This window comes from Mesorhizobium sp. WSM4884 (assembly GCF_029625675.1).
GTDB lineage: Bacteria > Pseudomonadota > Alphaproteobacteria > Rhizobiales > Rhizobiaceae > Mesorhizobium.
In genome coordinates this window covers 66766-93733 of record NZ_JARTVO010000013.1, presented here as the reverse complement: position 1 = coordinate 93733, position 26968 = coordinate 66766, and the positions used below count along the sequence as shown (strand labels likewise).

General features: G+C 65.1%; 26 protein-coding genes. 14 read left to right on the top strand and 12 right to left on the bottom strand.

All coding sequences use genetic code 11. The features are described 5' to 3' along the window. Positions 1-2 precede the first annotated feature (2 nt). The 5 genes from P9236_RS20385 to P9236_RS20365 all read left to right on the top strand — a co-directional run bounded on the left by P9236_RS20385 (position 3) and on the right by P9236_RS20365 (position 4206). Positions 3-797, top strand: a complete 795-nt coding sequence (locus tag P9236_RS20385) for an amino acid ABC transporter ATP-binding protein (RefSeq protein ID WP_278076289.1) — start codon at positions 3-5, stop codon at positions 795-797. Positions 798-865: 68 nt separating this feature from the next. Beyond that, the gene (locus P9236_RS20380) at positions 866-1327 is read left to right on the top strand and encodes a RidA family protein (protein WP_278076288.1); all 462 of its coding nucleotides are present in this window, start codon (positions 866-868) and stop codon (positions 1325-1327) included. 17 nt (positions 1328-1344) lie between these two features. Then, the gene (locus P9236_RS20375; protein WP_278076287.1) at positions 1345-2550 is read left to right on the top strand and encodes an aminotransferase class V-fold PLP-dependent enzyme; all 1206 of its coding nucleotides are present in this window, start codon (positions 1345-1347) and stop codon (positions 2548-2550) included. 91 nt (positions 2551-2641) lie between these two features. Beyond that, positions 2642-3139: a 5-(carboxyamino)imidazole ribonucleotide mutase gene (gene purE / locus P9236_RS20370; RefSeq protein ID WP_278076285.1), complete on the top strand. Its 498-nt coding sequence runs from the start codon at positions 2642-2644 to the stop codon at positions 3137-3139. Next, on the top strand, positions 3136-4206 hold the full coding sequence (locus P9236_RS20365) for a 5-(carboxyamino)imidazole ribonucleotide synthase (RefSeq protein ID WP_278076284.1): 1071 nt from the start codon (positions 3136-3138) through the stop codon (positions 4204-4206). The genes purE and P9236_RS20365 overlap by 4 nt, the downstream gene beginning before the upstream one ends. Positions 4207-4392: 186 nt before the next feature. On the opposite strand, the gene P9236_RS20360 is transcribed toward P9236_RS20365, so the two are convergent. Then, positions 4393-4815 (bottom strand): lysozyme inhibitor LprI family protein, encoded by a 423-nt coding sequence (locus P9236_RS20360; RefSeq protein WP_278076283.1) that lies wholly within the window; start codon positions 4813-4815, stop codon positions 4393-4395. 243 nt (positions 4816-5058) lie between these two features. Here P9236_RS20360 and ykgO point away from each other — a divergent pair, with 243 nt between their 5' ends. The 3 genes from ykgO to P9236_RS20345 all read left to right on the top strand — a co-directional run bounded on the left by ykgO (position 5059) and on the right by P9236_RS20345 (position 7089). Next, positions 5059-5184, top strand: coding sequence for a type B 50S ribosomal protein L36 (gene ykgO / locus P9236_RS20355; protein ID WP_040974291.1), 126 nt, complete (start codon positions 5059-5061; stop codon positions 5182-5184). 123 nt (positions 5185-5307) lie between these two features. Next, the gene (locus P9236_RS20350; RefSeq protein ID WP_278076282.1) at positions 5308-5940 is read left to right on the top strand and encodes a hypothetical protein; all 633 of its coding nucleotides are present in this window, start codon (positions 5308-5310) and stop codon (positions 5938-5940) included. Between the two features lie 81 nt (positions 5941-6021). Then, the gene (locus P9236_RS20345; protein ID WP_278076281.1) at positions 6022-7089 is read left to right on the top strand and encodes an alpha/beta hydrolase; all 1068 of its coding nucleotides are present in this window, start codon (positions 6022-6024) and stop codon (positions 7087-7089) included. A 25-nt stretch (positions 7090-7114) separates the two neighbouring features. On the opposite strand, the gene pyk is transcribed toward P9236_RS20345, so the two are convergent. Both pyk and P9236_RS20335 read right to left on the bottom strand, forming a co-directional pair. Then, the gene (pyk, locus tag P9236_RS20340) at positions 7115-8542 is read right to left on the bottom strand and encodes a pyruvate kinase (RefSeq protein ID WP_278076280.1); all 1428 of its coding nucleotides are present in this window, start codon (positions 8540-8542) and stop codon (positions 7115-7117) included. Next, positions 8539-9027: a DUF1036 domain-containing protein gene (locus P9236_RS20335; RefSeq protein WP_278076397.1), complete on the bottom strand. Its 489-nt coding sequence runs from the start codon at positions 9025-9027 to the stop codon at positions 8539-8541. Before P9236_RS20335 ends, pyk begins: the two co-directional genes overlap by 4 nt. A 247-nt stretch (positions 9028-9274) precedes the next feature. Between P9236_RS20335 and P9236_RS20330 the strand changes: the two genes are divergently transcribed. Continuing rightward, a complete protein-coding gene (locus P9236_RS20330; protein WP_278076279.1) occupies positions 9275-10072 on the top strand; it encodes an N-formylglutamate amidohydrolase in 798 nt (265 codons plus the stop codon). A gap of 134 nt (positions 10073-10206) precedes the next feature. Beyond that, positions 10207-10515, top strand: coding sequence for a DUF1244 domain-containing protein (locus P9236_RS20325; protein WP_278076278.1), 309 nt, complete (start codon positions 10207-10209; stop codon positions 10513-10515). A gap of 28 nt (positions 10516-10543) precedes the next feature. Here P9236_RS20325 and P9236_RS20320 read toward each other — a convergent pair whose 3' ends face one another. After that, complete coding sequence (locus tag P9236_RS20320) at positions 10544-11137, bottom strand: hypothetical protein (RefSeq protein WP_278076277.1); 594 nt, start codon at positions 11135-11137, stop codon at positions 10544-10546. Between the two features lie 175 nt (positions 11138-11312). On the opposite strand from P9236_RS20320, the gene P9236_RS20315 reads away from it, so the two are divergent. Next, positions 11313-12521, top strand: coding sequence for an MFS transporter (locus P9236_RS20315; protein WP_278076276.1), 1209 nt, complete (start codon positions 11313-11315; stop codon positions 12519-12521). Positions 12522-12582: 61 nt separating this feature from the next. Here the strand turns inward: P9236_RS20315 and P9236_RS20310 are convergent, their stop codons facing one another. Then, positions 12583-13476: a LysR family transcriptional regulator gene (locus tag P9236_RS20310; protein WP_278076275.1), complete on the bottom strand. Its 894-nt coding sequence runs from the start codon at positions 13474-13476 to the stop codon at positions 12583-12585. A 96-nt stretch (positions 13477-13572) separates the two neighbouring features. On the opposite strand from P9236_RS20310, the gene P9236_RS20305 reads away from it, so the two are divergent. Beyond that, positions 13573-14529 (top strand): SDR family oxidoreductase, encoded by a 957-nt coding sequence (locus P9236_RS20305; RefSeq protein ID WP_278076274.1) that lies wholly within the window; start codon positions 13573-13575, stop codon positions 14527-14529. Between the two features lie 62 nt (positions 14530-14591). On the opposite strand, the gene P9236_RS20300 is transcribed toward P9236_RS20305, so the two are convergent. From P9236_RS20300 to P9236_RS20275, 6 genes are all read right to left on the bottom strand, one after another. After that, positions 14592-14750, bottom strand: coding sequence for a DUF3309 family protein (locus P9236_RS20300; RefSeq protein WP_071094864.1), 159 nt, complete (start codon positions 14748-14750; stop codon positions 14592-14594). Between the two features lie 95 nt (positions 14751-14845). Further along, positions 14846-18022, bottom strand: coding sequence for an efflux RND transporter permease subunit (locus tag P9236_RS20295; protein ID WP_278076273.1), 3177 nt, complete (start codon positions 18020-18022; stop codon positions 14846-14848). A 78-nt stretch (positions 18023-18100) separates the two neighbouring features. Further along, positions 18101-19273 (bottom strand): efflux RND transporter periplasmic adaptor subunit, encoded by a 1173-nt coding sequence (locus P9236_RS20290; protein WP_278076272.1) that lies wholly within the window; start codon positions 19271-19273, stop codon positions 18101-18103. 366 nt (positions 19274-19639) lie between these two features. Beyond that, entirely contained in the window at positions 19640-21055 is a 1416-nt protein-coding gene (locus P9236_RS20285; RefSeq protein WP_278076271.1) for a coniferyl aldehyde dehydrogenase, read from the bottom strand. Positions 21056-21178: 123 nt separating this feature from the next. Then, positions 21179-22309, bottom strand: coding sequence for a patatin-like phospholipase family protein (locus P9236_RS20280; RefSeq protein ID WP_278076270.1), 1131 nt, complete (start codon positions 22307-22309; stop codon positions 21179-21181). A gap of 201 nt (positions 22310-22510) precedes the next feature. Then, positions 22511-23596 carry a citrate synthase/methylcitrate synthase gene (locus P9236_RS20275; protein ID WP_278076269.1) on the bottom strand — a complete coding sequence of 362 codons (1086 nt, stop codon included), beginning with the start codon at positions 23594-23596 and terminating at the stop codon, positions 22511-22513. Between the two features lie 89 nt (positions 23597-23685). Between P9236_RS20275 and P9236_RS20270 the strand changes: the two genes are divergently transcribed. Beyond that, positions 23686-24831, top strand: a complete 1146-nt coding sequence (locus P9236_RS20270) for a citrate synthase (protein WP_278076268.1) — start codon at positions 23686-23688, stop codon at positions 24829-24831. Positions 24832-24842: 11 nt separating this feature from the next. On the opposite strand, the gene phaR is transcribed toward P9236_RS20270, so the two are convergent. Further along, positions 24843-25436 carry a polyhydroxyalkanoate synthesis repressor PhaR gene (phaR, locus tag P9236_RS20265; protein WP_278076267.1) on the bottom strand — a complete coding sequence of 198 codons (594 nt, stop codon included), beginning with the start codon at positions 25434-25436 and terminating at the stop codon, positions 24843-24845. 305 nt (positions 25437-25741) lie between these two features. Here phaR and P9236_RS20260 point away from each other — a divergent pair, with 305 nt between their 5' ends. Further along, a complete protein-coding gene (locus P9236_RS20260; protein WP_278076266.1) occupies positions 25742-26929 on the top strand; it encodes an acetyl-CoA C-acetyltransferase in 1188 nt (395 codons plus the stop codon). Positions 26930-26968 lie beyond the last annotated feature (39 nt).

Here is a 26968-nt window from a genome sequence, read left to right as displayed (position 1 = left end):
CGATGGCCACCAGTTCCACCGACAGTCCAGCGCTTCTCGACATAGCCAAGGTCTCGAAATCCTTCGGCTCCGTCGAGGTGCTGCGCTCCGTCAGCCTCACGGTGGCGAAGGGCGAGGTGGTCACCGTCATCGGCCCGTCCGGCAGCGGCAAGACCACGCTGCTGCGCTGCGTCAACTTTCTCGAAAGCTACGACAGCGGCTCGATCCGCATCGATGGCAAGGAGGTCGGTTTTCGCGACGGCGGCGCGCGCCAGCGACGCAGCGAGCGCGACTTGGCGGCCATGCGCGCCGAGACCGGTATGGTGTTCCAGGGCTTCAATCTGTTCCCGCATCTGACGGCGGCCGGCAACATCATGCTCGGCCTCACCAAGGTGCGCGGCAAGAGCAAGACGGAGGCGCGTTCGATAGCCGAGCATTGGCTGGGCCGCGTCGGCCTCGCCCACAAGGCCGACAGCCTGCCGGCGGAACTTTCCGGCGGCCAACAGCAGCGCGTCGGCATCGCCCGAGCCGTCGCCATGGAACCGAAAATCCTGCTGCTCGACGAGATCACCTCGGCGCTCGATCCCGAGCTCGTCGGCGAGGTGCTGGCCGTCGTGCGCAGCCTGGCCGAGGACGGCATGACCATGGTGATGGTGACGCATGAAATGGCCTTTGCCCGCGACGCCTCCAGCCGCATCGTCTTCATGGCCGATGGCGGCGTCAGCGCCGTCGGGCCGCCAAAGGAGGTGCTTGCCGCTGAAACCACCAACGAACGCCTCCGCACCTTTCTGGCGCGCTTCCGCGCCTCGCATTTCTGACATCGGATGGCCTTTGGCCATTCACCTTTGACATCGGATGGCGAAAGCCATCCAAGGAGCCTTCTTCCATGACGCCTTACACCCGGCTCGCCGAACTCGGCCTGACGTTGCCCGTGCCGCCGACGCCCATTGCCAACTTCGTCACCCATGCCGAGAGCGGCCGGCTGATCTTCCTGTCCGGCCAGGGGCCGTTGCGCGCCGACGGCACGCTTTGCACCGGCAAGGTCGGCGAGGACGTGACCGTCGAGCAGGCCTACGAGCATGCCCGCCTCACCGGCCTCAACCTGCTTGCCGTCATGCATGCGGCGGCGGGCGACCTCGGCCGCATCGTGCGCGTCGTCAAGCTGCTCGGCTTCGTCAACGCCACGCCGACCTTCAGCGACCACCCGAAAGTGGTCAACGGCTGTTCCGATCTCTTCGCCGACGTCTTCGACAAGATCGGCGGCCATGCGCGCTCTGCTATCGGCGTCGGCTCGCTGCCCGGAAACATCACCGTCGAAATCGAAGCGGTCGTCGAGATCGCCGCCTGACATTAGGATCTACTGCCATGAAAACCTATTCCGACACCGGCTCCAACGCCACGATCCGCGAACGCTTGGGGCTCAGGCCCATCATCAATGTCTCCGGCACGATGACCACGCTCGGTGCCTCGATCATTGTTCCCGAGGCGATCAGCGCCATGGCCGAGATCGCCTCGCAATGGGTGGAGATGGACGATTTGCAGCGCGCCGCGAGCACCATCGTCGCGCGCCTGACCGGCGGTGAGGCCGGCTTCATCACCGCCTGCTGCGCCTCGGGCATCACCATGGCGATCGCCGGCGCGATGACGGGCACGAACCTCTTGGCGATCGAACGGCTGCCGGACGACACCGAAGGCCTGAAGTCGGAGGTCGTGATTCAGCTCGGCCATATCGTCAATTACGGCGCGCCGATCGACCAGTCGATCCGCGTCGCCGGCGCCAAGGTTATTCCCGCCGGCACCGTCAGCGTCACGCAGGACTATCATGTGCGCGAGGCGATCAACGAGCGCACGGCGGCGGCACTGTACGTCGTCGCGCACCATACGGTGCAATACGGCATGCTTTCGCTGGAGGAGTTCTGCGAGATTTGTCACGCCAAAAACATTCCGGTGATCGTCGACGCGGCCTCGGAATATGATCTGCGCAGTTTCCTGGCGCGCGGCGCCGACATCGTCGTCTATAGCGGCCATAAATTCCTGAGCGGCCCGACCAGCGGCATCGTCACCGGCCGCAAGGACCTGGTGCGCGCGGCCTATCTGCAGAACCGCGGTGTCGCGCGGGCCATGAAAGTCGGCAAGGAGAGCATCGCCGGCACCATGGCGGCGCTCGAAGCCTGGGAGAAGCGCGACCATGCCGGCATCCGCCGGCGCGAGGAGGCGGCGCTCAATCTTTGGAAGGATGCGCTGCAGGGCATTCCCGGCATTGGCGCCCAGATCGCGCCCGACCCGACCGGCAATCCGCTCGACCGCCTGCAGGTGTTCGTGCGACCGGAAAGCCGCTTCACCGCCGCCGGCCTTGCCTCCGCGCTCGCCGCCGGTTCGCCCCCCGTCATCGTGCGCAACCACGAGGTCGAACGCGGCCACTTCTTCCTCGACCCCTGCAACCTGCATCCCGGCGAGGCCGAGATCGTCGCCGAACGATTGCGCGCCGTGCTGACGGCGAAGGAGCGTCCGGCCGATGCGATGAAAGCCGCGCGCAAGGATTCGGCCGGCGCGCTGCGCTGGCCGGACTAGGCTCTATCGGCTATGCAGGCAGCCGCGACAATCCTTGCGGCTGTCGGCAAATTCCGCTAAGGCGCGCCTTTGCCGCCGCGGAGCGAAAACCTTGACCGATCAGCGTGCCGACGTCGCCATCATCATGGGCAGCCAGTCCGACTGGGCGACGATGCGCCAGGCGGCCGAAACGCTGGATGCGCTTGGCATCCCGCACAAAAGGCTGATCGTCTCGGCGCACCGCACGCCCGACCGCCTCTATGAATTCGCCAAGGGCGCCAAGGCTGCCGGCTACAAGGTGATCATCGCCGGCGCCGGCGGCGCCGCGCACTTGCCAGGCATGACGGCGGCGATGACGCCGCTGCCCGTCTTTGGCGTTCCGGTCGAATCCAAGGCATTGTCCGGGCAGGATTCGCTGCTCTCGATCGTGCAGATGCCGGCCGGCATTCCGGTCGGCACTTTAGCCATCGGCAAGGCGGGCGCCGCCAACGCGGCGCTTCTTGCCGCGGCTGTGCTGGCGCTCAACGATGACAAGCTCGCCGCGCGGCTCGACGCCTGGCGCGCCGCCCAGACCGCCAAGGTCGCCAGCGAGCCGGCGGATACGCCGTGAGCCTGGCTCCGGGATCGACCATCGGCATCAACGGTGGTGGCCAACTCGGCCGCATGCTGGCAATGGCGGCCGCCCGCCTCGGCTATCGCACGATCGTGCTGGAGCCGCAGGCCGACTGCCCGGCGGCACAGGTCGCCAACCGGCAGATCACCGCGGACTACGACGATCCGGCGGCGCTTGCCGAGCTGGCTGCCGCCAGCGCCGTCGTCACCTACGAATTCGAGAATGTCCCGGTCGCAGCGGCGGAGGCGCTCGCCGCGCGTGTCCCGGTCTATCCGCCGCCCCGCGCGCTCGAAGTTGCGCAGGATCGCGTGACCGAGAAGAGTTTTCTGAACGGCATCGGCATTCCGACGGCGGAATTCTGCCCCGTCGACAATGACGACCAGCTGACGCTGGCGCTGAAGAAATTCAACGGCAGCGGCGTGCTGAAGACGCGCCGCCTGGGTTATGACGGCAAGGGCCAGCGCGTCTTCCGCAACATGGAGACAGGCGGCTTTGCCGGCACCTGCGAGGCGATGGGCAATGTGCCGCTGATCCTCGAATCGCTCGTCGCCTTCGAGCGCGAGATTTCGGTGATCGCCGCGCGCGGGCTGGACGGTTCTGTCGCCGCTTACGATCCGGCCGAGAATGTGCATCGCGACGGTATCTTGCGCATATCGACGATACCGGCCGGCATCGGTCCGGAAACCGCCGCGGCAGCCAAGGATGCGGCGGCAAAAATCCTCGCGGCGCTCGACTATGTCGGCATCATCGGCGTCGAGTTCTTCGTCCTTGCCGACGGCTCACTGCTGGCCAACGAGCTGGCGCCGCGCGTCCACAATTCCGGCCACTGGACGGAAGCGGCCTGCGTCGTCTCGCAGTTCGAGCAGCATATCCGCGCCGTAGCCGGCCTGCCGCTGGGCTCGCCTGCCAGGCATTGCGACTGCGTGATGGAAAACCTCGTTGGCGACGACATGCTGAAGGTACCGGCGCTGCTCGCGGAGCCCGATGTGATGCTGCATCTCTACGGCAAGGCGGAGTCCCGCCCCGGCCGCAAGATGGGCCATTTCACCCGGATCAGGCGCTGAAGCAATTCCAGGAAAAGTGCCCAGGAAAAGTACATCGCGGTTTTCCGTCCGGAATTGCGACGAACAGACCTTAAAGCGCGTCGCGATCCTTCGGATTCGCTCCGTACGCTTTAGGCTTTTGATTTTGCGCATGTCTTTGTCCCGAAACCGGTTCCCACTTTCGGGAGACATGCTTTAGCTCCGCGCCTACTGCACGTCCTGGTCTTCGTCCTCGTCCGGGCTGGCGCAGCTCGGATCGCCTTCTTGGCAGTTGGGACCCGAGGTGAGCTGCTTGATGCGCTCGTTGGTGAGCTCGGTCAGGCACTGCGAAACCTCCATCGGGTGGATGGAGCCGCCCTCGCTGTCGGCGGTCGAATAGGCGCATTCGGCGTCGCGGAAGGCGATCCAGGCGCGCTGCGACGTCTGCAGTAGCTTGTTGGCCTTCTCGTCGTTGCGGCCGACGATATCCTTGTAGGTGGCGTTGAGCTTGGCGTCGGCCGCCTGATAATCGGCATCGGCGCAGATATTCATCATCGACTGACTGTCGTCGCTGCGGTCGCAGTCCTCGGCCCACGCAGCCGAAGCCGTTGCGAGAAGGATAAGGCAGGCGGGCAGAAAGAGACGGCGCATGCTGGATCTCCAATCGCTTTGCGTCGCGCCAGCATTCCAGCCGCTCCCGAGTCGCGCAATGCGGCGCGACCCGATGGCGAATATTTGATGAGGTGCGTCGTTCGCGGCGTCCGAGTTGCGCGCTTGCGGTTGACAGGGGCAAGGCTCCTCGTTTATGAGCCACGCAAGTTCAAAAGGCGCGCTTTTTCGGCGCGCCTTTAAAATTCGGCCCGGGACCGGGCCCCCGACCGAACAGGCAAGACCATGAAGATCAAGAATTCGCTCAAGGCGCTCAAGGCGCGTCACCGCGACAACCGGCTGGTTCGCCGCAAGGGCCGCATCTACATCATCAACAAGACCGCTCCGCGCTACAAGGCGCGCCAGGGCTGACGCTTGCGCGCGGCGCAACCAAGCGAACCAAGCGCCGCGCCCGCTGATGTCGATTGCCGGTTCGCCGGCCTTCTCACGCTAAAATCATTTTGACGATCCGCCGTCCGGCATTAGATTCCGGCGATGCGGACTCTTTTTGCTTCTTTCACCGCCCTGCTCCTCCTCGGCACAGCCATGCCCGCATGGACTCAGGAGCCCGCCTCGCCGCCCGCCGCCCAACCGCCCACCAATTCGCCGCCGCCCGCCATCACGCCGCCGCCGGTCGCCTCGACCAGGCAAGGACGACTCGACCAGCTCTTTGTCGATCTCAAGCGCGAGCGCAACGAAAAGGCCGCCGAACGCATCGCCGGCCGCATCTGGAATGAGTGGAACCAGTCCGGCAGCGCCTCCATCGACCTGATGATGCAGTGGGCGCAGAAGGCGACGGAAGACCAGAAATTCGACGTCGCGCTCGACTTCCTCGACCAGGTGGTGACCTTGCAGCCCGGCTATGCCGAAGGCTGGAATCGCCGCGCCACAGTGCATTTCCTGATGAAGAATTACGGGAAGTCGATGTCGGACATCGACCACACGCTGCAGCTCGAACCCCGCCATTTCGGCGCCCTTTCCGGCTTGGCGCAAATCATGGCCGAAACCGGCCACAAGCAGTCCGCGCTGGAAGCCTGGCAGAAGGTGCTCGCCATCTATCCGATGATGCGCAGCGCCCAGGACCAGGTTTCGACGCTGTCGGAGGAACTGGCAGGTGAGGGAATTTAGGCAGTAGGCAGAGGGCTTTCTTTCCTTGCCCTATTCCCTACTGCCTGAACCTAAACTCCCTCCCCACCCGTATCTCCCCGCATGAACCTCATCTGCGCTGCCTTTCTCTTCCTCATTGCGCTCCTGTTCGCCCTTGCCGGCATCACCCGTGCCGGTGTCCGGCTGATCGAGCGCCGCAACCCTCCGGTCGGTGAATTCGCCGACATCGACGGCACCCGCATCCACTATGTCCACATTCCGGCGCCTGCCGGCGCCGACCTGCCGCCGGTCGTCTTCATCCATGGCGCCAGCGCCAATCTGAAGGATCAGATGCTGCCGCTGAGGCCGCTGCTCGAGGGCCGTGCCGAGCTGCTGTTCCTCGATCGGCCCGGCCTCGGCTGGTCCGAGCGCGGATCGGGCCGCAACGAAACGCTGGCGGCACAGGCGGACACCGTCGCCGCGCTGATGGATCGCCTTGGCATCACCGGAGCGATTATCGTCGGCCATTCCTTCGGCGGCGCGATCACCACCGCCTTTGCCCGCGAGCATCCGGAAAAGACGCTCGGCCTCGTTTTTCTTGCGCCCGTCAGTCATCCCTGGCCGGGCGGCGCGACCGCTTGGTACTATAGGCTGACGGCCGTTCCGGCGGTCGGCTGGCTGTTTTCCGAGACGGTTGCCTACCCCGCCGGCATGCTGCAGATCGGCAGCGCGACGGCCTGTGTCTTTTCGCCAAACCATGTGCCGGGCGATTATATCGGCAAGGCCGCGATCCCATTGGTGCTGAGGCCGCGCGCGTTCCGCGCCAACGCCCGTGATGTGGCACAGCTCTACGATTATGTGCGCGCGGCTTCGCCGGGCTACCGCGAGATCAAGGCGCCGACGGTCGTCATCTCGGGCGATCGCGACAAGGTGGTCTACGCCACCATCCATTCCGTCGGCCTCGGACGCGACATCCCCGGCGCCGAGCTGGTCTGGGTCCGCAATCTCGGCCACAAGCCCGACTGGACCGCTCCCGACCTCGTCGTCGGCGCCGTCGAAAGGGCTGCCGGCGCGTCCGTCGACTTGCAGGCGATGGCGAGCGCCGTGGAAAGCCGCATCGCTGGTGACGCGCAAGGCGCCGGCAGATATCCGGAACTCAAGGTGCCGGACGCCGAACTGGCGCCGGGCTGATGGTACGGATCACTGATGCTGCAGATCAGTGCGTCTCCGACCCGACATAGGCAATGCGCAGCATATTGGTCGAGCCTGGCGTCCTCAGCGGCACGCCCGCGGTGATGATGACGCGGTCGCCCGGCTTGCCGAAGCCCTCTTCCAGCGCAATGCGGCAGGCGCGGTCGACCATGTCGTCGAGGTCGGTGGCGTCCTCAGAAACCACGCAATGCGTGCCCCACAGGAGCGACAGCCGGCGCGCCGTGTTGACGATCGGCGACAGCGCCACGATCGGCACCTGCGGGCGCTCGCGCGCGGCGCGCAGGCCCGTGGTGCCGGAAGCCGTGTAGGAGATGATCGCCGACAGTTTCAGCGTCTCGGCGATCTCGCGCGCGGCGAGCGAGATCGCATCCGCCCCGGTCGCTTCCGGCTCCGAGCGCTGCGCGTTGATGATGCCGGCATAGGTCGGGTCGGCTTCGACCTTGGTGGCGATGCGGTTCATCATGGCGACCGCTTCGACCGGATAGGCGCCGGCCGCGGATTCGGCCGAAAGCATGATCGCGTCCGCGCCTTCGAACACGGCGATCGACACGTCGGACACCTCGGCGCGGGTCGGCACCGGCGCGGTGATCATCGATTCCAGCATCTGGGTCGCGATCACCACCGGCTTGCCGGCGCGACGCGCGGCGCGGGTGATCTGCTTCTGTATGCCGGGCACGGCCTCGAGCGGCATCTCGACGCCGAGATCGCCGCGCGCGACCATCAGCGCGTCCGAGAGCTCGATGATCTCGGCAAGGCGAGCCACCGCCTGCGGCTTTTCGATCTTGGCCATGATCAGCGCCCTGCCGCGCGCGATCTTGCGCGCTTCGGCCAGATCCTCGGGCCGCTGCACGAAGGACAACGCCACCCAGTCGACGCTGGCCGCGAGCACCGCGTCGAGATCGGCGCGATCCTTTTCGGTCAGCGCGCCGACCGGCAGGTCGGTGTCGGGCAGGCTGACGCCCTTCTTGTCGGAGATCGAGGTGCCGGCGACGACCGTGCAGACGATCGACTTGCCGTCGCTCTTCACCGCCCTGAGCTCCAGCTTGCCGTCGTCGATCAAGAGACGGTGACCGGCTTCGACCGAGCTCAGGATTTCCGGATGCGGCAGGTAGACACGGCTGGACGTGCCGGGTTCCGGACTGTCGTCGAGCGTGAAGGTCTGGCCGACGGTCAGCGCTTCCTTGCCGTTGGCGAACTTGCCGACCCTGAGCTTCGGTCCTTGCAAATCGGCGAGAATGCCGATCGGCCGGCCGACGGCCGCCTCGACGGCGCGGATGCGGCCGACGAGCGTGCGCATCAGCTCGTGGTCGGTATGGCTCATATTGATGCGGAAGACATCGGCGCCCGCTTCGAACAGCTTCTTGAGCATCTCCTCGGACGAGGAAGCCGGACCGATGGTGGCGAGGATCTTGACCTTGCGGTTACGTCTCATTGATTGTTTGTTCCCGGAGCGGGGGCCGCTGGCGCGCCTCCCGGTGCGGGCTCGTCGGTCAGCTGGACCATCCAGCTTGCCTGCTCGCCCGTGTCATATTCCTGAAATCCGGCGCGCTGAAAGCCCCGGGCGACGCAATCATTCACGCCGGCGATCTTGAACTCTTTTTCGGCGACGCACATGTTGATCGGGCCGTCCCAACGCCCGCCACGCTCGGCGTCTTCCGCATAAAGATAGTAAAACCTTGATGACAGAGGCCCCTCGATCAGCGTCTTGCAGGTCGAGCCTTCGATGTGCCACCAGCCTTCGGTGATCCAGCCGGCCTTCGCCCGATAGCCGATTCCGACGCCCACCAGATTCTGTGTCGCGTTGCAGACGCGGAAGTCGGCGCGCGCCGACGAGGTCGCGCAAAGCGCGCCGAGGCCCGCGCCAAAGATCAGGAGCGGCAGGGTCAGGCGCTTGCGCGGCCTGCCGGCGAAACCCATTCCAAATCCCTTCGCGAACCACATCTGCATCTCTCGAAGCCCCTTTTCAGCAAACTCCGGGCGCATGTCAACGCGCCGTTTTGTTCAATTCCAATCGATTTAGAAGGGTTCAGCGCGCGGTAAGTCGTCCCGTCAGGGATTCTTTTGCAGAAACCGTGGCCAAACAACGGCATTGCGCCTCAGTCCTCTTCGTGGAATGACGATACCACCCCGCCTGGAAGCCCGCGAACAGACCGTTTTTCAGCCGATGACCCGATCCACAGTTTTCGCGCCTTTCGACATTGTCGAAGGCGATCGCAAGAAAGGCATCGTGCTTCTGGCCGATCACGCCCGCCGGGATGTACCGGACGAATATGGCAGCCTCGGCCTGCCGGCGGAGGAGTTCGAGCGCCACATCGCCTATGACATCGGCGTCGAGACGGTGACGCGCGAGCTGGCGGCGGCGCTCGACGCGCCGGCCGTGCTCGCCGGCTTCTCGCGGCTTCTGATCGACCCCAACCGGGGCGAGGACGACCCGACGCTGATCCGCCAGCTTTATGACGGCACCGTCGTGACAGGGAATTATCCGATGGCCGCCCAGGAGCGGGAGAAAAGGCTCGACCGCTTCTACCGGCCTTATCACGACGCCGTCGGCGCGATGATTTCCTCGGTGGCGCATGCCTCCGGCAAAGCGCCGTTCATCTTCTCGGTGCATTCCTTCACCCCTCGCATGCAAGGCTTCATTCGCCCGTGGCATGTCGGCATCCTGTGGGACCGCGACGACCGCGCGGCGCGGCCGCTGATCGACATGCTGGCCGAGGACAAGGCGCTTGTCGTCGGCGACAACGAGCCCTATGACGGCGCGCTGCGCGGCGACACCATGTTCCGGCACGCCATCGTCAACGGTTATGCGCATGCGCTGATCGAGATCCGCCAGGACCTGATCGCCGATCGCGCCGGCGCCGTTGCATGGGCGGAGCGGTTGGCCCCGATCGTTGACGCCATCGACCGCCGTGCCGATATACACGAGGTGAAGATGTTCGGCTCGCGCACCGGCCCAGTGTGACGGGCGTCAGTGCATGTCTCCCGAAAGGGGGTACCGGTTTCGGGATAAAGACATGCACAAAAATCGAAAACCTAAGCGCATGGAGCGAATCTGAAAGATTGCGACGCGCTTTAAGCCCCACGGAGTTCCATGCAATGGCCGAACTCAGCAACGAGCAGAAACGCGATTTCGAAGCCGCCGCCTTTCGCCGGTTGGTCGAGCACCTGCGCGAGCGCGGCGACGTCCAGAACATCGACTTGATGAACCTCGCCGGCTTCTGCCGCAACTGCCTGTCGAACTGGTATCGCGAGGCCGCCGAGGCGGACGGCGTGACGTTGTCGAAGGATGAGTCGCGCGAGATCATCTACGGCATGCCCTATGCCGAATGGCAGGCGCTCAATCAGACCGAGGCCTCCGAGGGCAAGAAGGCCGAGTTCGAGGCCAAGCGCCCCAGGGATCACTAACGGAGGCCTCGATCCTGCTTGAGCGCGCCTACCCAGATCGGCCCAGCGCTATGGCGGATCCCGTGAACGGCAGCACCAGATCATAACCGGTCGGCGGCGGCGCGATCGGCGTGGCCGCGGAGGTGCCGAACTGGGTGACGCCCTCCCCGAGATGATGCGCGAGATCGTGGCGGCCGCCGCCGAACTCAAATGTGCTGCTGGCGACCATGCGCGCGGAGAACACGTTGGTGCCGATCAGTTGCACCATCGTCGTACCGGCGGAAACCGAGACCGTCGTGCCCGCCACCAGGCTGGTGCGGCGGAAGGTGGCGATGCATTCGCCCTGCGCGAACGAAGCCGGATCGTCGAAGGTCCCCATCGGCCGGCGCTGCAGGTAAAGGGAGAACTCCCCCACCGGATCGAGCCCGAGCGACAGTGCGCCGTTGTCGATCTCCTGGGCCTTGAATGGCTTTGCGGCGAAGGTGAAATGCGCGGCCGTCTCCGCGCGTTTGCCGTCGAACAGCGGCACGTCGAGGAAAGGTAGATGCAGGAAATATCCGTAGTCGGCCACCGCGCCATCATTGGCGCGATAGAAGCGGCCGGTAGCATACCAGGCGAGTTCGGCGGGGAGCAGGGCGGTCATGCGGGTCCTGTGTCTGGGAATTGGCACTGCGACTGTGCCGCGTTCTGATGCGTGCGGGAAGCACCGCATCGCCGAGGCGGCTTGGCCCAAGCACTTTCGGCCGGCAGCGCTTGACTGCTGATTGAATCGATCTAATTTGCCCGCAAAAATCCACCGGCGCACCGGATTTCAGAGCATGAGCCTGCAGACCACGATGCCAGCCGCGACGCGCGGCCGCTGGGCCGTTGCCGGCATATTCCTGGCCAACGGTTTTTTGACTGGCAGTTGGGCGCCGCAGATCCCGGTTTTCCTCACCCGGCTGGGCATCTCGAAATTCACGCTCGGCCTGCTGATCCTGCTGTTCGGCGTTGGCGCGGTGATGGCCATGACCTGGTGCGGCCACCTCATTTCCAGGCATGGCTCGCGCGCTGTGCTGCTCTGGTTCGCCCTCTGCGGCAGCTTCGGCCTGCTAGTCGTCGCGCTCGCCCCCAACGTGTCGCTTGCGGCCATCGCCATGCTCATCTTCGGCGGCTCGATCGGCGGCATGGATGTCGCCATGAACTCCAATGCCGTGGTCGTCGAACGGAGGCTGTCGCGCGCCATCATGTCGTCCTCGCATGGCTTTTGGAGTCTCGGCGGCTTCGCCGGCGGAGCGCTTGGCGGCTACACCATCCAGAGTTACGGTCATCTCGCGCACGCGATTGCGGTGACGGCGATTGCCTTGGCGCTCGTCGCCTTTGCCATTCGCTATCTCGTCGCCGAGGACAGATCGCAGGTCGCCGAACACCAGAAATTCACCCTGCCGAGGCACACAATCGTCTATCTGGTGGGGCTGATGGCGCTGCTCACCATGGTTTCCGAAGGCGCGGTGCTCGACTGGGCGGCGCTCTACCTCCATCAGGAGCTCGGCGCCGACCTTGCCGTTGCCGGCCTCGCCTACGCCGCCTTCTCCGGCGTCATGGCGCTCATGCGCTTCCTGGGCGACGGCGTGCGCAACCGCTTCGGCGCGGTGGCGACGCTGCGCGGTTCGGCGCTTGTCGCCGCCACCGGCATGTTCGTGGCTGGCCTCTCGCCCTCGCCTTATCTTGCCATTGCCGCTTTCGCCTTCTGCGGCTTCGGCATCGCCAACATGGTGCCGATTCTGTTTTCGGCCGGCGGCAACCAGGAAGGCATGTCGTCTGGCACCGGCATGAGCGTGGTCACCACGATGGGCTATTCAGGCATCCTGGTGGCGCCCTCGGCGATCGGCTTCGTCGCCGAACGGTTCAGCTTCAGCCCGATCTTCATCGCGCTCTCCGGCCTGCTGGTCATCGTGCTGCTGATGGCGAGCCTCGCTCACCGCGCCGAATTCGCAGCCGAGCCGGATGATTTCAGGTCGGATCGACCTGAAATCATCCGGCTCTAGGATCAGAGAAGTAGAGCATGATGTCGTCCGAAAACCGCTTCACACTTTTCGGCATCATGCTCTAGCCGGCGCCGGCCGAGTAGCGCTTCAGCTCCTCGTGCAGGAAATCCGCCACCCGGCGGATGCGCATGCTGGTGCGCACATCGCGATGCATGGCAAGCCACACCGGCAGGGTCGGCAAGGGCACGTCCGGCAGCAGCTTTTCCAGGTCCGGATTGCGGTTCGCGAGCGGCTCCTGGCCGATGCCGATGCCGTTTCCCGCCCGCACGGCTTCCCAAAGGACGATCTGGTTGTCGGTCCTGAAGCGGAAATGGCTGCGGCCGACCGGAATGCCGTGGGCGGTGAAGCCGCGAATGATCTCGTCGCTGCGGTCGAAGCCGATCAGTGAATGGTTAGCGAGGTCCCCAGGCTTTGTCGGGCGGCCGCGCCGGTCGAGATAGGATTTCGCCGCGCACAGGCAGAGCGGAATGTCGGTGACCTTGCGCGCCACCAATTCGTTCTGCGCCGGTCTGACCATGCGGATGGCGATGTCGGCATCGCGCCGCAGCAGGTTTTCGACCTGGTTCGAGGCGACGATCTCGATCTCGATGCCCGGCTCCTCCTTGCCAAGGCGCGCCGTCATCCGAGGCAGCACGCAGGCCGCGACCACCTCCGAGGCGGCGATGCGCACCGTGCCCTCGATCGCCTCGACCGATCCCAGCGCCAGCAGCGAGAAGGCGTTGGCCTGCTCGCTGACCGCCCGTCCGCGCTCATAGAGCGTGCTGCCGGCTTCCGTCAGCTCGTAGCCGCGCCGGCCGCGCCGGAACAGCGTCACGCCCAGCGCCTGCTCCAGCTCGGCGATGTGACGGCCGAGCGTCGGCTGGCTGGCCTCCAGCCTGCGGGCGGCGGCCGAAAGGCTGCCGGTCTCGGCAACCGCGACGAAGCTCTTGATCAGGTTCCAGTCGAATTCCATCATTCATTTATGAATAACAGATCGCCGATCTTAGTCAATTTTCATTCAATGATGGAGGCATCAAGTTAGCGAGGCAAACGCAAGCAACGGAGACGAACAATGACCAAGATCGCAATTCTAGGCGCCAATGGCCGGCTCGGCCGCGTAGTCGCCAAGGCCTTCATCGACGCCGGTTTCGACGTCCGCACCATCACCCGCACCGGCAAGGAGCCGGCCGAGCTCAAGGGCGCAACCGCTGTCGCCGGCGACGCGCTGGACCGCCAGTCGCTGATCCGCGCAACGCAAGGCGTCGACATCATCTTCAACGGCCTGAACCCGATCTACACCGACTGGGGCAAGTGCCTGCCGATGGCCGAGAACGTCATGGCCGCCTGTCATGCGAATGGCGCGCTGCACCTCTTTCCCGGCACGGTCTACAATTACGGCTCGCCGATGCCGCGGGTGATCACCGAGGAAACGCCGTTCCATCCGACCACCGAGAAGGGCCGCATCCGCTGCGCTATGGAGGAGCTGTTCCGGCGCGAGGCCGATGCCGGCCGCGTACGCACCATTCTTTTGAGGGCCGGCGACTTCTTCGGCGGCACCGGCAGCGGTTCCTGGTTCGACCTCGTCGTCGCCGCCAAGATGGAGAAGGGCGTCTATACCGCTCCCGGTCCGGCCGACCTCGTGCACGAATGGGCCTATCTGCCGGACTTTGCGGTCGCCTTTGTCGGGCTGGCGCGCAATCTCGACAAGCTCGGTTTCTACGAGGCGCTGAACTTCCCGGGCCACGCCGTCACCGACCTCGAGATCAAGGCGGCGGCCGAGAACGCGCTCGGCCGCAAGCTGAAGCTCACCTTCATGCCCTGGTGGGTGCTGCGCGCTGGCAGCCCGTTCGTGGCCATGTGGCGCGAGATCGTCTCGATGTCCTATCTGCGTTTCGAGGCGCACCGGCTGGCCTCGACGCGGCTCGAAGAGGTCATCGGCGAGATTCCACATACCCCGCTCAACCAGGCGGTGGCGCAGGCCATGCAGGATATCGGCATCGCCGTCGTATCCTCGCGTCAGGCCGCCTGATCAAAGCAAGGAACATCCTGCAAACGAAGCGGCCGGGCTGCGGGAACCCGGCCGCAAATCGATCAAATCCGACCCATTAGCAACAGGATCAGCAGAACGATCAAAAGAACGCCGACGATTCCCGACGGGCCATAGCCCCAGGCGCGCGAATAGGGCCAAGCCGGGACCGCGCCGATCAAGATCAGAATCAGGATGATGATGAGAAGCGTGCTGATCGTCATGAAAAGCCCTCGCCGTATGGTTGAATATAACAGACAATGAAAAAGCCGCCCGGTTGTTCCCGGGCGGCTTTTGTCATCGGGCTTCGAAAAGCGCGCTATTCCGCAGCTTTGGGGAAGGCGATCGCCGGTTCGGCGCCGGCCTCCGCGGCCGGTTCATCGGTCGACACCTCACCCTTGCCGCGGCGGAACAGCCGGCTGAACCAGCCGCGCCGGGCGCCGGGCTTCACCTTGGCACGGGTGAACACCATCAGCATCGAGGGCGTCACCACCAGCGTCAGGATGGTGGCGAAGGACAGGCCGAAGACGATCGCCGAGGACAGCGAAATCCACCATTGCGTCGACGGGGCGTTGATCGTCGTCTCGTGATGGAAGATTTCGAGGCCGAGGCCGAAGGCGATCGGCAGCACGCCGAGGATGGCCGAAACCGCCGTGAGCACCACCGGCCTGGCGCGCTCGCGGCAGGTCTGCAGCACCGCGTCCATCTTGTCCCAGCCTTCCTCGCGCAACCGGTCGTAGGTGTCGATAAGAACGATGTTGTTGTTCACCACCACACCGGCCAGCGCGATGACGCCGATGCCCGACATGACGATGCCGAAGGCCTCGCCCGTCAGCAGCAATCCGAGGAACACGCCGATCGTCGCCATGACCACGCAGGACAAGACAAGCCACACGCTGGTGAACTTGTTGAACTGCGCCAAGAGCACCAGGAAGATCAGGAAGATCGCGGCGCCGAAGGCCTTGCCGAGGAAGGCGCTCGCTTCCGCGCTGTCCTCGTTGGAGCCGGCAAGCTTCCAGCGGATGCCGCTGCCGAGGTTCATATCGGCAACCGCCTTGGTGACTTCCGCCTGCACGGCCGCCACCTGCGCGCCGGCGCTGACATTGGCCTGGACGACCACGGTGCGCGCGCCATCGATGCGGTTGAGGATGCCGACGCTGGGCTTGGCCTTGCGGATGACGAAGTTCGAGATCGGCACCGCCCCTTGCGAGGTCTGTACCCGAAGCTCGTCGAGCGTCGACAGCGTGCGCCGGTCCTCCGGCAGGCGCAGCCGGATATCGACCGCCTTGTCGGCACCGGCCGGCCGGTACTCCGAGAGCTTGAGCCCGTTGGTCACAAGCTGCACCACGGTTCCGACCGAGGTCGGGCTGATGCCGTATTGCGCCGCCTTGGCGCGATCGACCTCGAGCGCCCAGTCGACGCCGGGCGGCGGCAGGCCGTCCGAGATATCGATGACGTTGGGTATCTTGGCGATGCGCGCCGCCACCGCGCGCGCCTTGTCGTCGAGGCCGGCCGGGTCGGCGGCCGAAAGCCTGATCTGGATCGGCTTGCCGGTCGGCGGACCGGCTTCCGGAACGCGGACCTCGACATCGACGCCGGGAATGCCGGCCATGACGCCGCGCAGGTCGTCGAGGATCTGGTTGGCGGACTTGCGCTCGCGCCAGTCGACGAACTCGTACTGGATCACGCCGACGACGTCTTCCGGTATGTCCTGGCCGCCGCCTTGCGTCTTGCCGACGCGCGTATAGACCGACTTCACGCCCGGCCAGCCGAGCAGCCGGTTTTCCGCCGTCTTGGTGGCGGCATCCATTTCGGCCAGCGAGAGATTGCCGCGGGCATGCACGTAGAGCAGGCCGTAATCCGGCTCGACGCTGGGGAAGAACTCGACGCCGGCGCCGTATTTCGAATAGGCGAAACCGACTCCCACCAGCAGGCCGACGGTGAGCAGGATAACGGTGATCGGGAAGCGCACCGCCTGCTTGACCACGGCCATGTACCAGCCGTCACGATGATCGTCCTCGTGATGCGCCGGCGCCTTGGCGAAGATGGCGCCCAGCGTCGGCGCGAAGACCAACGCATAGAGCATCGAGGCCGACAGCGTAACGATCAACGTGATCGGCATATATTTCATGAAGTCGCCGATGATGCCGGGCCAGAAGAGCAGTGGCGAGAAGGCGGCGATGCGCGTCATCGTCGCCGCGATCACCGGACCGGCCATGCGCTTGGCGGCTAAAGCGAAGGCGTCCGCCTTCGGCATGCCCTCGCTCATGCGCCGTTCCGCGAATTCGGTGACGATAATGGCATCGTCCACCAGCATGCCGACCGCCAGGATGAGGCTGAACAGCACGATCATGTTGATCGTGTAGCCCATCATCGCGAGCAGAAGGATGCCGATCAGGAAGGATGAGGGAATGGCAAGCCCGATCAGCAGCGAGGCGCGTCCCGACAGCGCGTAGAGGATGACGATGAACACCAGGATCACCGCGATCATCACGTGGTTCTGCAGGTCGCCGAGCAGCTGGTTGACGAAGACCGACTTGTCCTGCGTGTAGGTGACATGCATGCCTTCGGGCATCGTCTTGATGAAATTGTCCGACACCTCCCGGACATGGTTCAGCGTGTCGATCAGGTTGGCGCCGATGCGCTTCTTCACCTCGATGGCGATCGCCGGCTTGCCGTCGAGGCGGGTCACCGTCTCGGCGTCCTTGAAAGTCGAACGTACGGTGGCGATGTCCTTGGCCTGCACCACGGCATTCGGCGTGGCGACGACCGGCAGATTCGCGACATCCTCCGGCGTCTCGATCAGCGACGGCACCTTGACCGCGTATTTGCCTTCGGAGCCTTCGAGATTGCCGGCGGCGACAAGGCTGTTGGAGGCGCCGACGCCTTGCATCACCTGGTCGAGCTGCAGCCCATAGGAGGAAAGTTTCACCGGGTCCACGACGACCTCCACGAGATCGTCGCGGGAGCCCTGCAGCGAGCCTTCGAGCACGCCGGGCACCTCCTCGATGCGGTCACGCAATTCACGCGCCGCGGCGGTCAGCACGCGCTCGGGCACATCGCCCGAGAGCGTCACGACCAGAACCGGGAATTCGGAGACATTGACCTCGGTGACGGTCGGCTCCTCGGCCGCCTGCGGCAGGTCGGCCTTGGCATCCTGCACTTTGCTGCGCGTATCCTGCAGCGCGGTGGCCAGATTGGTCTGCGGCTGGAATTCGACCAGCACGTAGCCGCCGCCCTGGAAGGCGGCGGAACGCATTTCCTTGAGCCCCTTGAGGCTCTTCAGCTTGGTTTCCATCGGCCTGAGCAAGAGCCGCTCCGAATCCTCCGGCGAGATGCCTTGGTAGACCAGGCTGACATACATCATCGGAATCGGAACATCCGGCTCCGCTTCCTTCGGCGTCGACTGATAGGCGACCCAACCCGCGACGAGCAGGAACATCAACGCGGATATTGTGAGGCGGGCGTTGTGGATGGCGAGTCTGACGATGTCCATGACTTATGCCTGCTGTTTCCTGGGGAGCTGCGGCATGGGCCAGCGCGGTGCCGGTCGAGCCGGCGCCGCGCGGTCGCGCTACTGCGTGCCGGCGGCGGCTTCGCTGATCAGCTTGTTGATGATCGCCTGGTCGGCCTCGACGGGCTTCACCAGATCGCCTTCCTTCACCAACTCCTGGCCGGCGACAATGATGCGGGCGTCCTGCGGGATGCCGCCGAGCACCAGTCCCGTCGGGGTGTCGTCGACGAGGTCGATCGGGAAGAACGCGACCTTGCCGTCCTTGCCGACGGCGCGGATGCCGAGGTCGCCCTTGTCGCCCAGGGTGACCACCGAACGCGGCAAGAGCACCGCGTCGGTCGGCTCTGCGCTGAGCGTGATCTCGGCCGTCATGCCGGCGGGGATGGAGCCATCCCCGTTGGGAATCGCCACCTCCACACGAAAGGTACGGGTCTGCGACGAGGCATCGCGGCTGATATAGCGCACCGTGCCGGTGACCTTCTGGTCGTTGACCAGGCGCACATTGGCCTCGTCGCCGATCTTGATGTAGCGCAGGTCGCGCTCGCTGATCTCGCCGCGCGCGATCACCGGGTCGAGCTTGAGGATCGTGGCCACCTCGCCGCCCTGCATGACCGAGCTGCCGAGCTCGACCGGCACGCGGTCGATGACGCCGTCGAACGGCGCCTTCACTTCGTTGCGGTCGAGTTCGGCCTGCGCCGTCTCCAGCATCGACTGCGCCGCCGTCAGGTTCGAGCGGGCGGTGTCGAGCTGCAGTTTCGGCAAATTGCCGGTCTTGGCCAGCCGCTCGGCGGCATCGAGCTCGGCCTTGCGCTGCGCCAGGAGCTGCCTGGCGTTGTCGACGTTCGAGATCTTCTCCTCGGCGGCGAGCATCAGCACCAGGTCGCCGGTCTTGACGTGATCGCCCTGCTTGACCGGCAGCTTGTCGATGACGCCGCCGACCCGCGTGGCGAGCACCGCCCGCTTGTCGGCTTCGGTCAGTCCGGAAATGCGGATGGCGCGCGCGTAGGTCTTGCGCGGCGGCGTCACCACCGCGACGGTGCGTGGCGCGGCCTTCGGCTCGGCCTCCGCCGTCTTCGGCTTGTCGGCCCCGTTTTGCGCGGCTTTACCTGCTTCCCCCGCCTTCTGGTGGTCGGCGGCGCTGCCCACGGACGAGAACTCGCCCGTTGCCATCCAGGCAGCGAATCCGATGAGCACAGCAATGGCTGCAAGCTTGTGAAACCTGATTTTCGGCATCGTCATTTTTCCGTTGCAGGCTTGGCGAGGTCGGCGCTTTCGACTCCCGGGCGCGCGGCCGATATGGGTGCGCGCAAAGCCGTCTTCAATTTGCCGTGATCGGCGAAGCGCGCTTCTACCTCAAAGTTGCGGCGCAATATAGTGAGAAAAATTGCAGCATCATTGCGCCTCCAGCCGTGGCGGACAGGCTTTTTTCCAGTTTTCGACACTCGACTGGCCGGCTTTTCCCAGTCCAGCCAGATTTTTCACGTGCTCGAACATCCAATGGCAGTAGGCGTCAGCATGATGCGGAATTTTTTCGCGCCATGACTTGCAGCATTGGCACGAGACACGCAAAGGACGCGCCCACTTCGAAAATAAATGCTGTCAGGTGATCTGGTTCAGCAACCGGAACAGCCGCTCGAACGTCCTGCCATAGGGTGGCCTGAGCAGGCCGCCGGCGCTCAGCCTGGACTGGACGAAGATCGGCTTTTCCTTGCTGAAGGTCCGAAAACCCCATTCGCCGTGATAGGCGCCCATGCCGCTCTCGCCGACGCCGCCGAATGGCTGCCGCTCCTGCACCAGATGCATCATGCAGTCGTTGACCGTCACGCCGCCGGCGACGGTTTCCCGCATCATCCTTTGGCGATTGGCGCTGTCCTTGCCGAACCAATAAAGCGCGAGCGGACGCTCGCCGCGGTTCACATGCTCAATGGCGTCATCGACCGTGCCGTATTCGAGGATAGGCAGCACCGGCCCGAAGATTTCCTCGCGCATCAGCCGCAGGTTCTCGCCGGCATTCCTGACCAGGACGGGCGCCATCTTGCGGTCGCCCACGCCAAGCTTTTCATTGGCCGGGTTGACCTCGGTGAGATCGGCGCCAGCTTCGCGCGCCTCCGCGATCATGTCGCTCAGGCGCCGATGGTGCCGCTCGCTGACGATCGCCGTGTAGTCGGGATTGTCGCGAAGGCGCGGATAGAGCCGCGCCATCGCGGCGGCGAGTTTCGCGGCAATCGCTGCACCTTGCCCTTGCGGGACCATCAGATAGTCGGGCGCGATGCAGGTCTGGCCGGCATTTAAGAGCTTGCCATACGCGACGCTCGCGACGGCCGTGTCGAGGTCGCAGGACGCGTCGAAGATCGCCGGCGACTTGCCGCCGAGCTCGAGCGTCACCGGCGTCAGATTGGCGGCCGCGGCCATCGCCACCTGGCGGCCGACGGCGGTGGAGCCGGTGAACAGGAGATGATCGAAAGGCATCGACACGAATGTCTTGCCGACGTCGGCATCGCCGACCACCACGCTCATCTCGTCGGGAGAAAAATGCTCTTCGACCAGCCGGGCAAGCAGGTCGGAAAACTTCGGCGTCAGCTCGGACGGCTTGAGCAGCACGCGATTGCCGGCGGCCAAAGCGGCGGTCGCCGGCGCGATGGCGAGCTGGAACGGATAATTCCACGGCGAGACGATACCGACGACACCCAAAGGTTGCGGCAGAAGGCGGTTGCGTCCGGGCAGGAACGGCAGGCTGGTGGCGACACCGCGCTCGCGCATCCAGCCGCGCAGATGCCGGAGGGCGTGCCTGATGCCGGCGCGAACGACGAACAGTTCCGCAAGCCGTGTTTCCTGCGCCGCGCGGCCGGAAAAATCGCTGTCGATAGCCGCGCAGATCTCAGCCTCATGCTTGTCGGTCAGCGCCAGCAGGCGCTTCAGCCGGTCCTTGCGCATCTCGAGGCTCGGGAAGGGCTCCTTCTCGAAGGCCCTGCACTGCGCTTCAAACCTGACCCCGATCTGTCTGGTCTGCAGCATCGCCACCTCCCGTTTACGTCGAGGTAAACTACTCGCGCAGCGGGGGTGAATCCAGCGCGTCGCCGCTTCCGCAAGGGAAGCTTCAGCACGAACTAAAACGTTCAGGAGGAGTCCGGAAGCGACCTACGCCCGGCGGCGCGTCGCCTCCGGCTTCATGTGCGCGGCGAGGAATTCCTTGACTCTTCGGCCCGGTGCCGGTCCGCGCATCGGCTTGAAGCCGTCGTCGAGCTCACCCGACAGGTCGAGCGTCGCGCGTTTGCCGACAGCGTCGTAGTTCTCCTCCAGCCAGTCGCTGGCCGCGCTTCGGCCGAGGTCGCGCAGGTAGGCGAGGAAGGCCCATTCGGCATTGACCTTGGACGATGCAGAGAGGTCCTTGAAGGCCTCGTCGGCATCGATCCTGTGCATGCGGATGTCGCGGTATTCGCCATGCGGCAGCCGGCCTGCCGCGATCAGCTCCTTGACGAAAGCGATCGAGCGGAATTCGCGCAACAGTCCGGCGTTGAAGGTTATCTCGTCGATGCGGTTCTGGATTTCGTTGGCGCTCTTTGGCGTGCCCTCGCGCACCACCGGATTGATCTGCACGAGAAGCACGTCCTCGGTCGCCGCCGTCTTGAAGAAGGGATAGAGCGCCGGATTGCCGCCATAGCCGCCATCCCAATAGGGCACCCCCTTGATCTCGACGGCGCGGAACAGTTGCGGCAGGCAGGCGGAGGCCATCACCGTGTCGACGTCGATCTCGCCATCCGAGAAGACGCGCAGTTGTCCGGTTTCGACATTGGTCGCCGAGATGAACAGCTCCATCGACTTGCAGGCGCGCACATTACCGAAGTCGATTTGTTTTTCGACCACGTCGCGCAGCGGGTTGAGGCCGAGCGGGTTGGCGACGTAGGGCGAGAAGACCCGCGACATGGTGTCGAAGAAGAAATAGCCGGGCGTGTTCTCGATCGACCAGTTGCCCCACACCACGTCCCACGGCATGCGCTGCACCGGGCTGAAGCGGCCCTTCGAGGCCACGGCGCGCCAGAAATCGTCGAGCGTCCTGCGCGCGCCCTCGACGCCGCCGCGCACGAAGCCGTCGGCCAGCGCCACCGCGTTCATGGCGCCGGCGCTGGTGCCGGACACCGCCGCGATTTCCAGCCGCCCGTCTTCGAGCAGGCGATCGAGCACGCCCCAGGAGAAGGCGCCGTGCGAACCGCCGCCCTGGAGCGCGATGTTGATCTTTTTCTTTTCCTCCGCCTTGCCGTTCTTCGCCATGGCGTTCCTTGTCTCGATACCCCGGCATGCCCCGGCGTCATCGCACGGAGCAGTTGCCGTCAGCTTATGTTGCAGCGCAGCATATAAGGGTGAACCAAGGCAAGAACACGAACACACAAGCGTGATCGGTTGAAATTTCGGTCATGAAAGACGTCTCCGCCGCCAGAAGCGGACGGATTGCATCCGGGCTTGGTCCAAATGTCAGGCGACGAGATCGGGTACCGGTCCGACATAGCGCGACTGCGGCCGGATCAGCCGTCCGGTCGCCTGCTGCTCGCGTGCGTGCGCGATCCAGCCAGCGACGCGGCCGGCGGCAAAGACGTTGGAGAACGCTTCCTTGGGGAAGCCCGACGCTTCGAGCAGCAATGCCGTGTAGAATTCGACATTGGTCTGGATCGAACGCTGCGGCTTGGCGATTCTCAGCACGTCGAGCGCCACCTGCTCCACCTTTTCGGCGAAGGCCAGCCGGCTGCCGGTCTGATTGCTGGAACCGAGCTGACGCACGACCGCCTTCAGCACGTCGGCGCGCGGATCGCGCACGCGGTAAATGCGATGCCCGAAGCCCATGATCCGTTCGCCGCGTGCGATCTCGTCGCGCAGCCAGGCTGCGGCGTCGCCGCTCGCCTCGATCGCGTCGAGCATTTCGATCACCGGCCCCGGCGCGCCGCCATGCAGCGGTCCCTTGAGCGCGCCGAGCCCGGCCAGGATCGCCGAGGTCAAGCCCGCCTGCGTCGACGCCACGACGCGCGTCGCGAAGGTCGAGGCGTTGAGCCCGTGATCGCAGACCGTCACCAGATAGGTATCGAGCGCCTTGGCAAGCACCGGCGATGCGGTGCCGCCGAGCATCCTCAGCATATCGGCGGCATGATCGGCGCTTGCATCCGGAGGAAGAGGCTTCTCGCCGCGGCCGAGCCGCAGCAAGGCTGGCGTCAGCACCGCCGGCGCCGCGATCAGCCTGAGCGCGTCGGCAAGCGCCTCGCCGTCTGGCAAAAGCGCTATGCCGGCACGCATGGCGCTGTAGATATCGAGCGGCGCGAGCTGGCCAAGTATCGGTTGCAGCCGTTCGAACACCTCGACGCGCGCTTTGCCGCTTGCCTGCTCCAGTTCGCTGTCGCCGGGAAGCTCGTTGAAAAAGCCGTCGAACAGCAGGTGGACCACCTGGCCGAAGCGCCAACGGCCGGCGAGTTCCGTCAACGAGTGGCCTCGGACGGTGAGATGGCCGCCCGCGCCGTCGACATCGGAAAGCACCGTGTCCGCCGCAACCACATCATCGAGCCCGTTCGCCATGACTGTCTCCTTGACCTTTCATGCAACGCAATTAATGCTGCTCAATCAACGCATCAATCTTGATCAAGATAATCAATGTAAGGCGGCAAATGACGGAATGGCTGACGCGGGAGGAAGCGTTGGCGCGGCTCAACGTCCGGCCGCAGACGCTCTATGCCTATGTCAGCCGCGGCCGCATCGGCATGCGGCCGGATGGGGCCGACCCGCGCCGCAGCCAGTATCGCGCCGACGACATCGCGGCGATTGCCACCCGCCGGGCACGCGGACGCAGCCCGCAGGCAATAGCCGAAAGCGCCATCGCCTGGGGCGAGCCGGCGATCGCCACCGCCATCTCGACCGTGCTGCATGGCCGCCTCGTCTATCGCGGCAAGGATGCCGTGGCGCTTGCGACGACGGCGACGCTGGAGGAGACGGCAGGGCTGCTTTGGGCATCCGGCGCCCCGGTGTCTTTCGCGTCGCTGACCCCTTCGACGGTTCGGGAGAGCGGCACCCCGACGGCCTTTGCGCGGCTCTCGGCGCTTGCGGCCGCCGGCTGGCCTTCGCTTGGTCGCAGGCCGGCCATGCTGCAGCAGGACGGCGCCAGCGCCACGAGCGTGCTTGCGACATCCCTCGGCTCAAGTCCGGGGGCGGAGCCGGTGCATGAAAGGCTGGCGCGCGGCTGGTCGGTCGACGCCGCCGGCGCCGATCTCATCCGCAAGGCGCTGGTGCTGCTCGCCGATCACGAGCTCAACGCCTCGACTTTCGCCGCGCGCGTCGCCGCCTCGACCGGAGCGCCGATCGCGGCCTGCCTGCTTGCCGGCCTTGCAACGCTGACCGGTCCGCGCCATGGCGGGGCCGGCGCCGCGGCGATCGCGCTGGTCGAGGACGCCGAGCGGCTGAGGCCGAACGAGGCGATCGCGCGCTGGCTCGCCCACGATCGGCCACTGCCCGGCTTCGGCCACCAGCTCTATCCCGAAGGTGATCCGCGCGCGGAGGCCTTGCTCTCTGATGTCACGATCGACGACGGGTTGCTGCGCTTGCGCGACGCGGTGCTTGCCGCGACCGGCCAGCACCCGAATGTCGATTTCGCGCTTGCCGCGCTGACGAGGAGTCTGCATCTCCCTGCCGATGCGCCCTTCCGCCTGTTCGCGCTCGGCCGCAGCGTCGGCTGGACGGCGCACGCAATCGAGCAGGTGACGAGCAACAGGCCGATCAGGCCGCGCGCCCGTTACGACGGGCCGGCCGGCACCGACTGACGGCCAAGCCGTCAGGACATTGTGTCGAGCTTGCGCTGCATCGCGGCGATCTGCGCCTTGAGCTCCTGCAGATCGTCGGACTTCTCTTCCTTCTTCGGCGGCTCGGCCGGTGCGGAGGAACTGGTTCCCGCCGATGGGAACGGCGTGAACATGCGCATTGCGTTCTGGAACATCTCGACGTTCCGGCGCGTCTGCTCTTCCAGCGCCTTCATCGGCGTCTTCATCATGTCAATCGGCGTCTTGCCGAAGGCGCCCTTCATCTGCTCGCGGAAGCGCTCCTGCTCCTTGGAAAAAGCGATCATCGACTGTTCGAGGAAGCTCGGCACGATCATCTGCATCTGGTCGCCATAGAACGAGATCAGCTGGCGCAGAAACGGGATCGGCAGCATATTCTGCCCATCCTTGTTCTCCAGCTCGAAGATGATCTGGGTCAGCACCGGATGCGTGATATCGTCGCCTGTCTTGGCGTCCTGCACGGTGAACTCCTCGCCCTTCTTGACCATCTCGGCCAGATCCTCGAGCGTCACATAGGTGCTGGTGCCGGTGTTGTAGAGCCGGCGGTTGGCATATTTCTTGATGACAATCGGGTCGTCTTTTGCGGCCATCCGTATCCTCCCCAGGATACCGGCGCGTTCACAGTAAGCGGCCGGTAACGATTGCGCCATTTGTCGAGGATATGCGCAAAAGCCTCACAATTCCAAGTGCTTTGTGCAGTGCGGCATCATTTAATGCGGAATGGGCGGAGCAAATTGTGCCGCGCGGCGATCGCTGCGCCGTCACGATAAGCGCCCGACGTGCTTGCCGTGCATGGCGGCCATGCCCATTTCCGGTTTGACTCAGGTCCTTGAACGGGCAAGAAAAGTCTTCAATGACAGCCTAAAACACGACAACTCGAAGTCTGGAGAAGAAAATGGCCGCTTCCAACTCAATCGTCGTCGCCAGCGCCGCCCGCACGGCGGTCGGCTCCTTCAACGGCAGTTTCGCCGCAACGCCGGCGCATGAGCTCGGCGCCGTGGTCATTAAGGAATTGCTAGCGCGGGCCGGCGTCGAGGCGGCGGAAGTCGACGAGGTCATCCTGGGCCAGGTGCTGACCGCCGCTCAAGGCCAAAACCCGGCTCGCCAGGCCTCGATCATCGCCGGCCTACCCAAGGAGACCACGGCCTGGGGCCTCAACCAGGTTTGCGGTTCGGGCCTCAGGGCGATCGCGCTCGGCATGCAGCAGATCGCCACCGGCGACGCCAAGGTGATCGTAGCCGGCGGCCAGGAATCGATGTCGCTCTCGCCCCACGCCCAGCACCTGCGCGCCGGCGTCAAGATGGGCGACTACAAGATGATCGACACCATGATCAAGGACGGCCTATGGGATGCCTTCAACGGCTACCACATGGGCAACACCGCCGAGAACGTCGCCCGTCAGTTCCAGATCACCCGCGAGGACCAGGATGAGTTCGCGCTCGCCTCGCAGAACAAGGCCGAAGCCGCGCAGAAGGCCGGCAAGTTCAAGGACGAGATCGTCGCCTTCACCATCAAGGGCAAGAAGGGCGACACCGTCGTCGACCAGGACGAATATATCCGCCACGGCGCCACGCTGGATGCGATGACCAAGCTGAAGCCGGCCTTCGACAAGGAAGGCACCGTCACCGCCGCCAACGCTTCCGGCATCAATGACGGCGCCGCCGGCGCGCTGCTGATGACGGAGGCCGAGGCTACCCGGCGCGGCATCACCCCGCTGGTCCGCATCGCATCCTGGGCGACCGCCGGCGTCGATCCGGCAATCATGGGAACCGGCCCTATCCCGGCCTCGAAGCGGGCCCTGGAGAAGGCCGGCTGGTCCGTCAAGGACCTCGACCTCGTGGAGGCCAACGAGGCCTTCGCCGCGCAGGCCTGCGCCGTCAACAAGGGCTTGGGCTGGGATCCCTCGATCGTCAACGTCAATGGCGGCGCCATCGCCATCGGCCATCCGATCGGCGCTTCGGGTGCCCGCATCTTCAACACACTGGTCCATGAGATGCGCCGCCGCGGTGCCAAGAGGGGTCTCGCGACGCTTTGCATCGGCGGCGGCATGGGCGTCGCCATGTGCGTGGAAGCAATGGGGTGAATGGAAAAATGGTGAATGGTGAATGGAGGCCGAGAGGCT